5 protein-coding genes are annotated in these 14,217 nt (G+C 73.7%); 1 reads left to right on the top strand and 4 read right to left on the bottom strand.

Features of this window, described 5'->3' with window-relative positions; all coding sequences use genetic code 11:
- Nucleotides 1-92 precede the first annotated feature (92 nt).
- The 3 genes from B4915_RS01990 to B4915_RS01980 form a co-directional block, all read right to left on the bottom strand.
- Nucleotides 93-1,766, bottom strand: a complete 1,674-nt coding sequence (locus B4915_RS01990) for an alpha/beta hydrolase (RefSeq protein WP_245907295.1) — start codon at nt 1,764-1,766, stop codon at nt 93-95.
- On the bottom strand, nt 1,763-2,932 hold the full coding sequence (locus B4915_RS01985) for a DNA polymerase III subunit delta' (RefSeq protein ID WP_105804162.1): 1,170 nt from the start codon (nt 2,930-2,932) through the stop codon (nt 1,763-1,765). The genes B4915_RS01990 and B4915_RS01985 overlap by 4 nt, the downstream gene beginning before the upstream one ends.
- Nucleotides 2,933-3,266: 334 nt before the next feature.
- Nucleotides 3,267-3,893, bottom strand: coding sequence for a YigZ family protein (locus tag B4915_RS01980; protein ID WP_105804161.1), 627 nt, complete (start codon nt 3,891-3,893; stop codon nt 3,267-3,269).
- Between the two features lie 163 nt (nt 3,894-4,056).
- On the opposite strand from B4915_RS01980, the gene B4915_RS01975 reads away from it, so the two are divergent.
- Nucleotides 4,057-4,434: an RNA-binding S4 domain-containing protein gene (locus tag B4915_RS01975; protein ID WP_105804160.1), complete on the top strand. Its 378-nt coding sequence runs from the start codon at nt 4,057-4,059 to the stop codon at nt 4,432-4,434.
- A 54-nt stretch (nt 4,435-4,488) separates the two neighbouring features.
- Here B4915_RS01975 and B4915_RS01970 read toward each other — a convergent pair whose 3' ends face one another.
- Nucleotides 4,489-14,082 carry a DUF11 domain-containing protein gene (locus B4915_RS01970; RefSeq protein ID WP_105804159.1) on the bottom strand — a complete coding sequence of 3,198 codons (9,594 nt, stop codon included), beginning with the start codon at nt 14,080-14,082 and terminating at the stop codon, nt 4,489-4,491.
- Nucleotides 14,083-14,217: the final 135 nt, after the last annotated feature.

Here is a 14,217-nt window from a genome sequence, read left to right as displayed (position 1 = left end):
ACTCGCGCCGTCGCCGCGCGCGCGGTGGCGGCGAGCCGGGAGACGGGGCGCAGGCGGTCACTCGGGAGCGAGGCCCCGCGCCGCAGTCCCGCTCAGGAGCAGTGCGGATCCGCCGCCGGCACGGACCCGGTGAGGAGGTAGTCGTCGACGATGTCGCGCACGCACGCGCTCGAGGTGTAGGCGGTGTGCCCCTCCCCCTCGAAGGTGAGCAGCACGCCGCTGTCGAGCTGCCGCGCGAGCGACTCCGCCCAGCGGTACGGCGTCGCCGGGTCACCGGTCGTTCCCACCACCAGGATGGGGGCCGCCCCGCTCGCCGTCACCGGGCTGCGATCCGCGACCCCCTGCACGGGCCACGCCGCGCAGGAGATGTCGCCGTAGCCCTGGTAGCGGCCGATCGTGGGCGCGATGCGCTCCAGCTCGGCGGCTTCTTCGCGCATCCGGTCCGCGTCGGGCTCGTTCGGGTAGTCGAGGCAGTTGATCGCCGAGAACGCCTCGGTCGAGTTGCTCTGGTAGCTGCCGTCCGAGCGGTCGTAGTAGAAGTCGGCGAGTTCGAGCGCGACGTCCGCGTTCCCGTTCGACACCGTGCGCCACAGCTCGTCGAGGTAGCCCCAGTTGTCCTGCGAGTAGAGCGGGGTGATGATCGCCGTGAGCATGGTGCTGACGGAGAGCATGCGGCCGTCGGATCCGCGCAGCGGCTCGGCTTCCACGCGGGCGAGCAGCTCGCCGATGCTCGCCATCGCCTCGTCGACGGTGCCGCTCAGCGGGCAGTCGGAGCGATTCAGGCAGTCGCTTGCGTAGGCGCGCAGCGCGAGCTCGAAGCCGCGGGTCTGCTCCCGCACGACGTCGTCGAGGCCCGTGGTCGGGTCCATCGCGCCGTCGAGCACCATGCGGCCCACGCGCTCGGGATAGGCGTCCGCGTACCGCGCTCCGATGTAGGTGCCGTAGGAGAAGCCCAGGTAGTTGAGCGTGTCGTCGCCGACGATCGCGCGCAGCATGTCGAGGTCGCGCACCGTCGACGCGGTGTCGACGTGCCCGAGCAGCGCACCGGTGCCCTGCTCGCAGGCCTCACCGAAGGCCCGCGACTCGTCGAGCGCTGCGGCGATCCACTCGTCGCTGCCGGGTTCGAGCTGCGCGGTCTCGTCGACGCCGAACAGGTACTCGTCCATGCCCGCCGCATCGAAGCACGTCACCGGCGACGATTCTCCGACGCCGCGCGGATCCCAGCCGATCACGTCATAGGCGCGCTGCACTTCGGCGGGGATCGCGTAGTCGATGTTGTCGGCGACGTACTGAGCCCCGGAGGCTCCGGGACCGCCGGGGTTGACGAACAGGGTGCCGAGCGGATCGCCTCCGGTGGCCGGGTGCTTCACCATGCGCAGCGTGATCCGCTCACCCGCCGGGTCTTCCCAGTCGAGCGGCGCGTACACGTCAGCGCACTCCATGCCCTCACCGCAGGCGACCCAGTGCGGGCGCTGCGCGCCGAAGCCCTCGACGGTGCCCTGCGGTTCATCGGGCAGCGGGCCGGTGCCGTCCGTGGCGGAGTCGGGCAGCAGCTGCGGGAGGAGGCCGCAGCCCGAGAGCGCGAGGGCGGCCGCGGCGAGCAGGGCTGCGGGCAGGAGGACGGCACGGCGAGTCCGTGGGCGTCGCCTGCCGGACGTGGTCGCGCCCGCCCCGGTCCCCGCTGCCGCGACGTCCGCGCCCGCGATCCCGCTCATGCTCGCTCCCCCGTCCATTCCCGATCCCGCGCTCACGCGCTCTCCCTTCATGCCCGGTCTCCGCCTGCGAGCAGGCGCGCGAACAGCGCTTCGAGCACGAGCGCCGGCGTGATGCCGCGCCCCAGCCGCTCGCGCGCCGTCTCGACGGCCGTCACGGCGGCGAGCGCCCGTCGCGCTCCCCACCCCTCCGCCAGTTCGCTGACGCGCGCGGCCTGCTCACGGTTGACGAGCTCGACCGGCGCCGCCCCGCCGCCATCGCCCGCCTCCGAGAGGAGCGCGGTCAGCAGCACATCGCGGTAGAGGGAGAGGAGGTCGGTGAGGATCCGGTCGATGCCGTCGCGCAGGCTGCGGGTGGCTCGGCGCTTCTGGTCCTCTTCGAGCGCACGCATCTGGGCGCGCATCTGCGGCGGGATCGCGGCGCCCGGCGCCAGGCCCAGGCTCCGCATCGCGTCCTCCCGCTCCCGCGCGTCGAGCTGCTCGGTGAGCGCGTCGGCGTCGGCCTTCGCGACCCCCGCGAGCGAGGCCGCGGCCGCCATCGCCTCTCCGAGCGTGCCGACGCTCAGCGCGATCCCGATGGTGCGGTCCCGCCGCTGCATCGCCTCCGGGTCGCTGGCGAGCCGCCGCGCCATGCCGATGTGGCTCTGTGCGAGTCGCGCCGCCCGCTCGGCGGCCTCCGCGTCGATGCCGTCGCGCTCGTGCAGCAGTCCGGCGATCTCGGCGGCGCTCGGCGTGACGAGCCGCAGGGAGCGGGAGCGGGAGCGGATCGTGGGCAGCAGATCCGCCTCGCTCGGGGCGCAGAGGATCCAGATGGTGCGCTCCGGCGGCTCCTCCAGGGCTTTCAGGAGGACGTTGGAGGTGCGCTCGGGCATCCGGTCGGCGTCCTCGATCACGATGACCCGGTAGCGGCCCTCGGCGGGCGCGTAGTGGGCGGTGGTGACGATGTCGCGCGCGGCACGGATGTCGATGAGCAGTTTCTGCGTGGTGAGGACGCCGAGGTCCGGGTGGGTGCGGGCCCGCACCTGCGCCCACACCGCCTCGCGTTCGCTCTCGTCACGGGCGATCAGCGCCGCCGCGAAGCGGAAGGCGAGGTTGGAGCGGCCCGAGCCGGGAGGGCCGGTGATGAGCCAGGCGTGCGCCGGGGCGCCGTCGGCCGCCGCCGCCCGGTGCAGGATGCGCGTCGCCTCGCCCTGGCCCACGATCTCCGCCCAGAAGTCCACGGGGCAAGCGTATCGTGCGGGGCTGACACCGGCCCCGGGTGCGGCCGGGGCACGGCGCCCTGAGGCTCCGGCGTCCCGGCGCCCGGGCAAAGACAAGCCCCCGGTGGCCTGGGGGACAGGGCCGGGGGCGGGTCTTTGATCCTCGGCGACGGGGGGATTGTCGCCTCGGCTTCGATCGCCGCCCGGGGGGATTGGGCTGCGATCATTTCCATCATCACCGATTCGCGCGGAATTCGGGCGGGATCCGGGCGACCTTCACCCGGATCTTCACCTGTGCGCCGACCTCCCTCACCCTCCGCGAGCCGGGTGCTCCCCGTCGGCTCGGACCCGGCTCTCAGAGGTCGACGGTGCGGGCCTCGCCAGGCTGCACGCGCGCGTCCCCGCCGCTCAGTTCCGCGGCGAGCGCGGCGAGCGCGGCGATGTCGCTCTCGGCGACCATGAAGCACTGCGCGACGCGCGAGCCGTACTCCGCCGCGCCCACCGCGTAGCCGCGGCGGCGCGCCTCCGCCTCGATGTGCGCCGCGGCCTCGTAGCCGCTGTCGACGAGCACCTCGCGGCGGAGGCCGCGGCGGGCCCGCCGCGCACCGGCGACCGCTTCGGCCACCGCGGCCCGGTAGGCGCGGGGGAGCCCGCCGGCGCCGAGCAGCACGCCCCCGAAGTACCGGGTGACCACCGCGACCACGTCGCTCAGTCCCGCGGAGACGAGCGCATCGAGCATGGGGGCGCCTGCCGTGCCGCTCGGCTCGCCGTCGTCGTTGGAGCGCCGCACCCGGCCGTCCCAGCCGAGCACGAACGCCGAACAGTGGTGGCGCGCCCGCGGATGCGCGGCGCGGGCCCGCGCGATCGCCTCGCGCGCCGCAGTCTCGTCGTCGGCCCGCTCCAGGCGGGCGATGAAGCGGGATCGCGAGATCTCGAGCTCCGCCTCGGCGGGGCCGGCGATGGTCTCGTAGTCGGCGGTCACCCAGCCATCCTCTCAGGCGGGAGTTCCGGAGGCCGCAGCCCGCAAGCGTGTACCTCTTTCGCTGGCGTGTACCTTGCGCACGGTACTTGGGATACACGCTCGCGAGAAAGGTACACGCCCGCCTCGCAGAGGCCGCCGGTGCCAGGGACACTAGCATCGAGGCATGGGCGAGAGCGTGCGGGTGGACACCTGGGTGTGGGGCGTGCGCCTCGCCAAGACCCGCAGCCAGGCCACGGCCGCCTGCCGGGCGGGGCACGTGCGGGTGAACGGCGCGACGGCGAAGGCGGCGCAGCCGGTGCGGCTGGGCGATGAGGTGCGGGTGCGCCTGCACGGCTTCGACCGCGTGTACCGGGTCACCGGCCTGCCGCTGCGCCGGGGAAGCGCCGCCGAGGCGGCGAAGCACTTCGAGGATCTCACCCCGCCCGCGCCTCCTCGCGTCGAGCGGCCGGCACCGGTGCTGCGGGATCGCGGCGCCGGAAGGCCGACGAAGCGGGAGCGCCGCGAGCTGGATCGCCTGCGCGGTCGCGACGTCGAGAGCTGAGCCGGCGGGCTCTCCCACGGGATCCCGGACTCGGTGCCCGGGATCCCGTGAGCGCTATGCCGCGTCCGGGCGACGGCGCCGGGCTGCCAGGAGCAGCGCCGCCGCGAGGCACAGCAGCAGGGCCCCGAGCACGGCCAGTGCCGCGAGATCGGCGCCTGTGACGGCGAGCGGCGGCACCGGCTCGGCCGCCGCAACCCGCACCACCGCGTCGTCGCTCGTTCGCGACTCCGGCGTCAGTTCCGCGCCGCTCGACACCTGCACGACGTTCGTCACCGAGGGGTACGCTGCGGCGCCCACGGACACCCGCAGCGTCAGCTCGGCCCGCTCCCCCACGGCGAGGCCCTCGGGCAGGAGCCAGCTCACCACTTCGCCGTCGACCGTGACGCCGGCGTCGGGCGAGTCGTGGAAGCTGAGGCCGGCGGGGAGCGCGTCGGTCACCGTGATCGGCCCGGGATCGGCGGTCGGTCCCGCGTTCTCCACGACGATGCGATACTCGCCGACCTCGCCGACCGCGAACGGCCCCACGGCGGTCTTCTCGGTGAGCAGGGTGACGAGGGGCGGCACCGCCACGGGATCCTCGGCGCGATTGTTCGCGGGATCCCGGTCCGGCTCCGCGCCGTCCACCGTCGCAACGTTCGTCACGGCGGGGTAGGCGGACTCGAGCACGCGCGTCAGCACCGTGAGGGGCGGCGTCGCCGCGCCGGGAGCGAGCTGCTCCTCCGCGTCCGCGCGCTGCGCGACCACCGTGGTCCCGCCGTCCGCCTCCGGTGCGAGCGACACGATCGTCCATCCCTCGGCGCTGTCGCCCACCGCGCTGAGCACCTCGAGCCCCGCCGGCACCCGGTCGGTGACGGTCACCCCGCTCGCCGCCGACGGGCCGTTGTTCGACACGACGATGCCGAAGGGCAGCTCGTCGCCGATCCGGACCCGCTCGGGCGCGTGGTTCTTGACGACTGCGAGGTCGGCCTCGCGAGTCACCTGCAGCTCCGCCGTGTCGGTGTTGTTCTCCTCCCGGCTGTCCCGGGTGCCGGAGCTCACGGTCGCCGAGTTCACGAGCGCGGAGGCTTCGGCGCCGGAGGTGGGCTGCAGCGCAGGATCGAGTTGCACGTCGAACAGGATCGGGGGCGCGTCCTGTCCGGCCGCGAGGCCGGTGCCGTCGGGCAGCAGGGTGAACACGATCCGCTGCCGGGCGCCGGGATCCGCCGGAGCGGCGGGATCCTCGGCCTCCGCACGCGCGCTCCAGGCGCCCGAGGCACCGCCCGCGAGCCCCGCGAAGCTGAGTCCGGCGGGCAGCGTATCGGTCACGGTGATCGGAGCGAGCGCGTCGCTGGGACCGAGGTTGCGCACCTCCAGGCGGTAGCGCGCCCGCTCGCCGGCGACGGCCCCCGTCACCTCGCTGACGTCGTCGGACGGGTCCACGACGGTTTTGGCGAGCGCGAGGTCCGCGTCGCTCGTGACCCGGATCTCGGCCGTGTCGTCGACGCGCTTCGGCCCCTCGCCGTCGACCCAGCCGAGTTCGGCAACGTTCGTCAGCGGCGACTCGCCCTCCGCCGTCTCCGGCGCGTTCGACGCGATCCGCGCGACGACCGTGATCGTCGTGGACGCGCCGGCGCCGACCGCGTGCAGTCCGTCGTTCGCCGCGTAGTCGCAGTTCGCGACGGTCGCACCTTCGGTGACCGGAGCGCACTCCCATCCCTCGCCGGAGACGGAGCGCAGCGTCAGTCCCGCCGGAAGGGCGTCCGTCACCGAGGCGGCCACCGCGGAGGGGCCCTCGTTGGTGACGGTGAGGGTGTAGGCGACGTCCGTTCCCGCGATCCACGGGCCCGGCGCGACCTCCTTCACGATGGTCATGGCCGCGCGCGTCTCGACGTCCACCGGGTCGTCCCAGAAGTCGTTGCCCGGGTTGGGGTCGCCGGGTGCGTCGACCGTCGCACGATTCACGACTCCCCGCTGGGCGCCGAGCTGCGCGTCGATCGAGGCGGTCAGCGAGATCTCGATCGTCGCCCCGCTCGCGAGCGTCCCGCCCTCCGCCACGGGCGTCCAGCTGAGGCGCCGGCCGTCGACGGCCGGCTCGATGGCGAGCGGCTCGGCCCCGGCGACGCGCACGCGCGCGGAGCCGGGCACGTAGCCGAAGCCTGCCGGCAGCTCGTCGGCGATCTCGATCGGGCCGTCCGACACGCTCGGGCCGTTGTTCGTCGCCACGATCGTGAAGTCGAGGGTGGAGCCCGCGACGGCGAGCCCCTCGTGCGACTTCACGACGCCGAGATCCGCGACCCGGGAAGAGCCGGTCGTGCTGAGCGCGCGCGGCTTGCCGAGCGCGTTCGCCGCGGACTCCTCCACCCAGTTGTCGATGACGGTGCCCGCCGGCATCCCCGGATCCGTGTTGTAGCTCACCACGAAGGAGCGCGCATGCTCCTCGCCCGCCGCCTGCGCGCCGTCGAGGGTGAAGGTGTCCCAGCCCTCCTTCGTCGTGCCGGCCGCGTTCTTCCCGCCGCCCGTGTGACCCCACTCGCCGGCGACGCTGCGGTGCTCGCGATAGCTGAGCCCGTCGGGGGCCTCCTCCACGACGGTCACCTCGCGCGCCATCGCGGGACCCGCGTTGACGACGGTCACGAGATAGCTGACGGGGGCTCCCCACTCGACGGCCGCGGTCGTCGGCAGCCACGCCCCCGCCGCCTGGTCCCAGACGACGCGGGTCTTAGAGACGGCGATGTCGGTGGCGTCGCCGGGGGTGACCGAGACGACCGAGCGGTTGTTCTGCCGCTCGTATCCGGGTGCGGCCGGGTCGCCGGCGAAGTCCGGGTCCGGCGTGGCGCCCGGGCTGAGGAGCGCCGTGTTGCTGATGGCGCCCTCGGTCCAGCCGGCATCGATCGTGCCGGTGAGGGTGATGGCGGGGGCCGCGCCGAGCGGCATCGCGGAGCCGGTGTACGTCCAGGTGATCGTGTCGCCCGCGCTCCACGAGCCCGCGGCCGGCGGGGTCGCCGACCAGCTGCCCGAGGCGTCCGCGAAGGTGACGCCGCTCACGCCCCGCGGCACCGTGTCGGTGATCGTGATCGGGCGCTCGGAGGTGCTCACCGACACCGAGGGGCCGAGGTTGCGGGGGCTGAGCTGCCAGGTGATGCGCGCCCCCGCGTTCGGCGCGGCGGTCGTCACGGTCTTCTCGAGCGCCAGATCGGCGCTGGCGGCGACCGTGATGCCGGCCGAGTCCGTGTTGTTGCCGGGGTCGGGATCGTGCGTGCGACCGGCCCGCACCTCCGCCGTGTTGCTCAGCGCGTCTGCTGCGCTCACCGGCGCCTGCGCGGCGTCGACGCTCACGCGGACCTCGATCGGCGGGAACTCGGCCCCCGCCGCGAGGGACTCAGTGGCGTCGCTGCGCGTGCAGCTGAAGCCGGTGGCACCGGATCCGGCGTCCCGCGCCGGAGCCTCGCAGTTCCAGCCGGCGCCGCTCACGCCGCTCACCGTCACGCCCGCGGGCAGCTCGCCGGTGGTGTCGCGCACCGTGATCGGACCCTCGGCCGTGTCGGGGCCGCGGTTCTCGACCACGATGCTCCAGGCGGGCGCGTCGCTCGTGCCCGCGAGGATCGGATCGGCGGCGCCCGTCTTCGTGACGGCGAGGTCGGCCGAGCCGAGGAAGGCGTCGGCGGTGTCCGGTGCGCCCGCGTACGCGGCGGCCGAGGCGTTCCCGGTGGCGCCCGCCGTGTCGGTGACGACCGCGCGCAGGGCGTTGGTGTGCGGGACGGTCAGCCCGGCACCGGCGTCGCTCGTCGCCTCGGCCTGCGGGGTCGCGGTGAAGGTGATGACGACCGTCCGCTGCGTCGCCGTCGCGCCGGACGCGGAGCCGGGGATGATGGGCGAAGCCGGGGCATCGGCGCCGAGGTGCCAGCTCAGGATGGTCCGCCCGGCCTCGCCGCCCTCACCGGCGCCCGTCACCGGCTCCGCGAGCGGCACCGCGGGGGCGCCTCCCACGCTGATCGGGGCCGAACCGGGGTCGTAGCTCCAGTGCTTCGGCAGCACATCGTTCACGTCCACCGTCTGCGCGGCGCCCTGGCCGCCGTTCACGAGGGTGAGCGTCCAACCGAAGCTCTCACCGACGTGGGCGAGGGTGACGTCGGAGGCGCGCTTGTCGAGGCTGACGCTGGGGAAGAGGGCGCGGGCCTCGGCGGTGTCGCGCACCGCGGGCTGTCCGCCCTGGCCCGGCGTGTAGCTCCGGCCCACGGCCGTCCCCGGCTCCTCCGGGTCGCGGGGGAACGACTCGAAGCCGGTGACGCTCGCGGTGTTGACGAGCGCCGAGCCGAGCCCGTCCGCGGAAGCCTGCAGCGCGCCGGGCGCGGCGAACTCCGCCGCGTAGGCGAGGACGATCTGCTTGTTGCCTCCGGTGCCGCTCTGAGGATCGAGCGGGCCCTCCAGGGTCCAGCTGATCGTGCCGCCCCCGTTCGCCCCGGCGCCGGAGATCGTGCCCCCGTGGGAGATGCTCGCGGGATCCACCACGACGCCCGCCGGCACCGCGTCCGTGACGGTCACGTGGTGCGCAGGCGTACTGCCCGTGTTGGTCACCGTCAGCGTGTAGGGCAGTGCGGCGTCGGGGGCCCGCTTCACCGCGTCCTGCCCGTCGAGCTGCTTCACGATCCTGAGCTGCGGGTTCTGCACGTTCACGGTCGCCGCCTGCTGGAGCGTCGTCCGCGTGCTGTCGTCGCCCTTCACCCGATCCCAGCTGAAACGAGCGGTGTTGGGCAGCGCGTTCGTCGAGAACGGCACGGCATTCGTCAGATCGACGCGGTAGCTGAGGCGCAGGACACGCTCGGACTGCGCGGATCCGATGTCTCCGTCGTAGTTCCAGCTGTGCGTCGAACCCGAGCGGGAGTGGGTCCAGGATCCGCCCAGCGGCTCACCGTCGCCCACGACCTCCGGGCCGAGGATCGACGCCTCGTCCAGCACGGCGCCTGCGGGCAGCTGGTCGGTGATGCGCGGCGCGTAGTAGTGGACGTTCGCGCGCAGGGTCACATCGACCTGGTACTCCATCGTCTGCCCGATCGGCGCTGAGGCGGAGCGGCCGAACGCCGCGGAGGAGCCGGCGATCCGCACGCCCTTCGCGATCGCAGCGGTGATGGCGGTCACGGTCGCGCTCGCCGTGTGCGTGCGGTCGCCGCGCCGGGCGTCTGCGCCGGGCAGGGTGCCGGGCAGCGTGGCGCCGGTGACCCGCACCGTGTTCGTGTAGCTGCGGCCCGCGCCCGTCGTCGGGTCGATCACGGCCGTGTAGCTCAGTCCCGCGGTGTTCGGCACGCGGGCCAGCTGCGGGAACTGCTCGGCGCGCCACGTGATCGTGCCGCCGAGCCCGTCGCGCAGCGCCTGCGCGTCGTCGAAGCTCGCTCCGGCGAGCGCGGCCTGCGCCGGGTCGACCTTGAGGCCCGCGGGCACCGTGTCGACCACGACGTTGTCGTAGCTCGCGACACGTCCCGTGTTCGTGACCGAGAGGGTGAAGGTGATCGACTCGCCCGCGCGCACGTTACTCGCGGGGCTCGCGGACTTCGTGACCCGCAGATCGGGCTCGCGGTACTGCACCTCGGCGCTGTCCGAGACGCGGTCGTTCTGGCCGCCCGCCGTGTTCTTCGAGTCGAAGTGCGCCGTGTTGCGCAGCGTCTCGCCATTCGCGATCTGGGGTCGGTCGGCGTTCGGCAGCGGGCTCTGCGCCGGATGCGAGGCGTCGATGTCGGGCGTCCAGACGACGAGCCTGACGGTGAAGGTGCGCGGCTGCTCGCCCGAGCTGTAGTACCCGGGGAAGCTCAGCTTCCCCTGCTCGTCGAGGGTGAACCCCGCAGGCACGTCGATCGGGGCCCCGTCGCCGTCGACGAGGGTGGCCGAGCGCACCTGGTACTTCGCCGAGCCGGGGGTCATGGCGCTCCCGCCGGTGCCCTGGCCCACGAAGCGGCCCGCGTCGAAGAGCAGGCCGTCGCGCACGGTGGCGTGCGCGGGGACCGTCACCGAGTAGTCGAAGGTCGCATACTCGCCCTGCACGATGACGCCGGGCAGGTTGAGCGGGTCGGTGTCCGTGCCGAGTTCGGTGGCGACGAGTGTCTTCTCGACGGAGGCGTTCGGCAGCTGGAAGCCGGAGGGATCGCTCGCGAGGTCTGCGGGGATGGCGAGCTCGCCGGAGGCGGGGTCCGCCTGGCGGGCGGACACGGGGATCGTCGTGTCCGCCGGAGACCCGCCGCCCCACGCGGCGCCGGTCTCGACGCGGCCCTGGCCCGGCTCGCGGCTGGGCACGACGGTCGTGGTGCCGCCGGACACGTTCCGGTAGTCGAACTGGACGATCGATGCGGTGTTCTCGTAGCGCTGCTGCAACAGGGCGGCCGGGCCGGCGCTCCCGTCGGGGACGACGAGCGTGTAGCCGAGGGTCACGCCGCGCTCCTTCGCCGGCGCGTCGGCCGTGGCGCGGGTGGTGCCGGGCACGGCCCCGTTCACCGCGAACACGACGATCGAGCGGCCCGCGTAGGCGGGGTCGACGTCGTCCTTCACGCTCGCCGGCAGCTCAGCCCAGTCGTAGGCGCGCGCGGAGAGGCCGACCGGCGCGTCACCGCTGCCCTCGCCCCAGAGCCTGGCCGTCGCGGAGACCGCGGCCGGGTCGCCGGCGTCCTCCCCGTATCCCGCGAGGTCGGCCGCGTGCACGCCCTCGGGCAGCGCATCCCAGATCTCGTAGCCGTCCGTGGTCGTCGCGGGCGCGGTCACGTCGAGACGGAAGGCAACCCGGTTCCGCTGCACCGCCGTGTCACCGTCCGCGTTCGTGTTGACGCCGGCGTTCCGCGTGGCGGCGGGGCTCCCCGCGTAGTCGTTGTCGGCGATGCCCTTCACGAGGCGGGCGCCCGTGTCGAGCGCGATACCGGCCTGGTCGCGCTGGAAGAAGATCTCGCCGTCAACGTTGTTCTGCTGGTACTTGGCGAGGTTCTGGCTCAGATCGCTCACGCCGAATGCCTCGGCGTCGGTTACGGTGACCCGCACGTACAGGTCGAGCGTCACCCCGGTGGGCCAGAAGCGGTCGGGAGAGGCGCTGGGGGCGTCGTTCGGGAAGCAGGCGTCCGAGCCGAGCTTCCAGCTCAGCTTGCGGTCCCCGTCCCCGAGCTCGATGGGACCCACCAGCTCCGCATACGCCTGCTGCGGCGAGGTGATGTCGCAGCTCCCCATCTCAATGGGCAGCCGGGCGTCGACGGGAGCGTTCCCGTCGGAGCTGAGCACGGCCCGGAAGTTCGGCGAGTCCTGCCACTGGTTGCCCGCATCGAGCAGATCACGGTCGAACTCGACGCCCTCGGGGAGGAAATCGCTGAGCGCGGGGTTGCGCACATCCGCGCCGACGGCGGGCCGCCAGTGGATCTTGAACCAGACCTCGTCCCCCACGGCGAACGGCGTCGCCTCGTCCTTCGTCCAGATATCCGCCGGCGCACCCTGCTCGGGGTGGTCCAGCGCAAGGAGCTGCGCGGCGTCCGCCACGCCGGCGTCGTGCCGGAGCACGGTCTTCTCCATGGCGCTCAGGCGCGCTTCGACGCGCGCCGCCGAGGTGTCGGAAACCCGGAAGCGGTCGCCCGCGCTCGCGCCGCCCGCGGCGAGGAGCCCGTTCACGCCGGTGCGGGCGGTCGTCGTCGCCCGCACCGTCGCGTCGTTGCGCACCGTGTCGCCCGAGCTCGTCGCTCCGTCCTGGCCGTCGGTGTCGAGGTAGCTGGCGTTCTGCCGGGCCGAGTAGATCACGTCGTGCGTGGCGTTCGGATCCGCCAGCGCCCCGGACGGCGCCAGCGAGAACCGCTGCACGAAGTGGCCGCTGGTGGTGTCGAAGGAGAGCGCGAGCAGCTGGGCACCCGCGAAGCGCGCGTCGGCGGTGAAACGGTCGCCCCAGGTGCACACTCCGAGGCCGAGCTCGCGCAGCTTCGCGTTGTAGGCGTCGCGATCCACGACCGTGCTGGTGCCGTCGGCACCGATCAGCGCGAACTCGGGGTCGCCGTCGCCGGCGACAGCGGCACTCGGGAACACCGGGCACATGCCGTTCGCGAGATCATCGGTCACCACGTCACCGCTCGCGGCATCCCCGTCGAGCTCGGCGCCCACGTACTCGCTGGTCTGGAGCCGCAGGCGGTAGTCGGCGATGTCGCCCTTCTCGAACGACGCCGTCGAGCCCCAGCCGCCGCTCACATCGGGGAAGTCGCCGATGCGCACGCGCTTCACCATCCGCACGTCGACCGCCTGCACGGTCTCCGCACCGGCGTCGGAGGACTCCTCGCCCTTCCACACGCCCGTGGCGACGGCGACGTTGGTGAGCGCGCGGGCGGCCCGTGCGCTCGGGTCCGCTGCGTCGCCGCTCGCCGCATCGGCGCCGTGCCGCGTCGACGCGCCGCGGTTGTTGTCCAGATTCGCGGTCTGCGCTCCGTCGGTGCCGGGCTGTGCTCCGTCGCCGAAGTCGAGGGTGTTCTCGAAGAGCGGGATCCCGGCGCGGTAGCTGATGCGCGTCGTGGCGGTCTCGCCCGCCGTGCCCGGGAAGACCTGCGGAGATCCGCCTCCGCTCGCCGCCTCCCAGGTACCCAGATCCCAGGTCACCCGGGTGTAGACCTTGCCGGCCTCAAGGCCCCGATCCGGGAACGCGTCGGCGATCTCCCGGGTCATCTCGATCGCCTCCACCGTCTGCGCGGGCAGGCAGCCGTCGACGGCCGGCGTCGCATCGAGGCGGCCGGCGCCGTCGTACTCGGTGGAGGCCGCGCCGCCTCCCCGGTTTCCGTTCGCGTTCGTCGTGTGGTCGACGGCGCCGCAGCCGAGGAACTCGAGACCGGCGGGAAGGTAGTCGACCACGGTCGCCGAGCCGAGATCGCCCTCGCCGGTGTGGTGGACCGTGATCGTGTACACGGTGCTCTGCTCGTGGACGCCGCGCAGCAGCTTGCCCTCGTCGCTCGGCTCGGACTTGCTCACGCGCAGCGCTCGCACGGGCGGCGCGATGTCGGCGGCGCCCCGCGGCGAGGTCGCCGCCTCCGCGACGGCCCCGCCCTTGCCGGTGGCGCCCGGGAACACCGGAACGTAGCGCTCATCGGAGCTCGTGTAGGCGCCGATGCGCACCGGAACCGTGTCGCCGACGCGGAAGCCGTCGGCCGGCTGCCCCTCGGGTGCTGAGTCGACACGGGGCCGCAGGCGCAGCACGGAGTCGAAGCGCGCGCCCGCCGGCAGATCGGAGACGTTCTCGAAGACGAGCAGCCGCATTCCGGCAGGCACGGAGCAGGCGGTGGCGGCGGAGCCGCCGTCCAGGCCGAGCGCGGCGCAGTTCTCGCCGGCGGGAATCCGGCCGGCGAGGGGGGTGCCCGCCTCGTAGCTGCTCGTGGGCTCGCCCAGGCGCTCGGCGCCGGCGAGCACCACCGTGTCGGGGACGAGCACCGTCACGGAGAGGTTGTAGATCGAGTCAGCGCCCTGGGGGTTCGAGACCGTCACGTCCACCGTTGCATCCTCGCCGAGCACCAGGGTGCCGGCGGGCTCGGCCGAGACGAGCGGCCGCAGCTGCTCGGCGAGCGCGCTCTGCGCCCCCACGCCCACGGCGATGAACGACCCCGCGATCAGCGCCCCCGCCACGGTCGCGGCGATGAGCGAACGAAGCCGGACGCGCCTCGGCGTCGGTGCGTGATTGGTCATGGCTGGCGTTCCCCTACGTCTTCCCTGAACTCCGGCCGGCGCGATGCGACCGGCCCGTGATGCGCGCCGGATGACGGCCCGGACGCACGCGAAGGGCCCCCGCGTCGCGCTGACGCAAGGACCCCCCACCGTCCA

Source organism: Leucobacter massiliensis (assembly GCF_002982315.1).
In the GTDB taxonomy this organism is placed as follows: Bacteria; Actinomycetota; Actinomycetes; order Actinomycetales; family Microbacteriaceae; genus Leucobacter; species Leucobacter massiliensis.
The sequence above is the reverse complement of the archived record's forward strand: the minus strand, read 5'-3'. Positions and strand labels throughout refer to the sequence as shown.

Bases quoted from the DNA above. Each gene is read 5' to 3' on its own strand.
- B4915_RS01970 (WP_105804159.1), bottom strand. From the start codon at position 14,082: ATGACCAATCACGCACCGACGCCGAGGCGCGTCCGGCTTCGTTCGCTC.
- B4915_RS01975 (WP_105804160.1), top strand. From the start codon at position 4,057: ATGGGCGAGAGCGTGCGGGTGGACACCTGGGTGTGGGGCGTGCGCCTC.
- B4915_RS01990 (WP_245907295.1), bottom strand. From the start codon at position 1,766: ATGAAGGGAGAGCGCGTGAGCGCGGGATCGGGAATGGACGGGGGAGCG.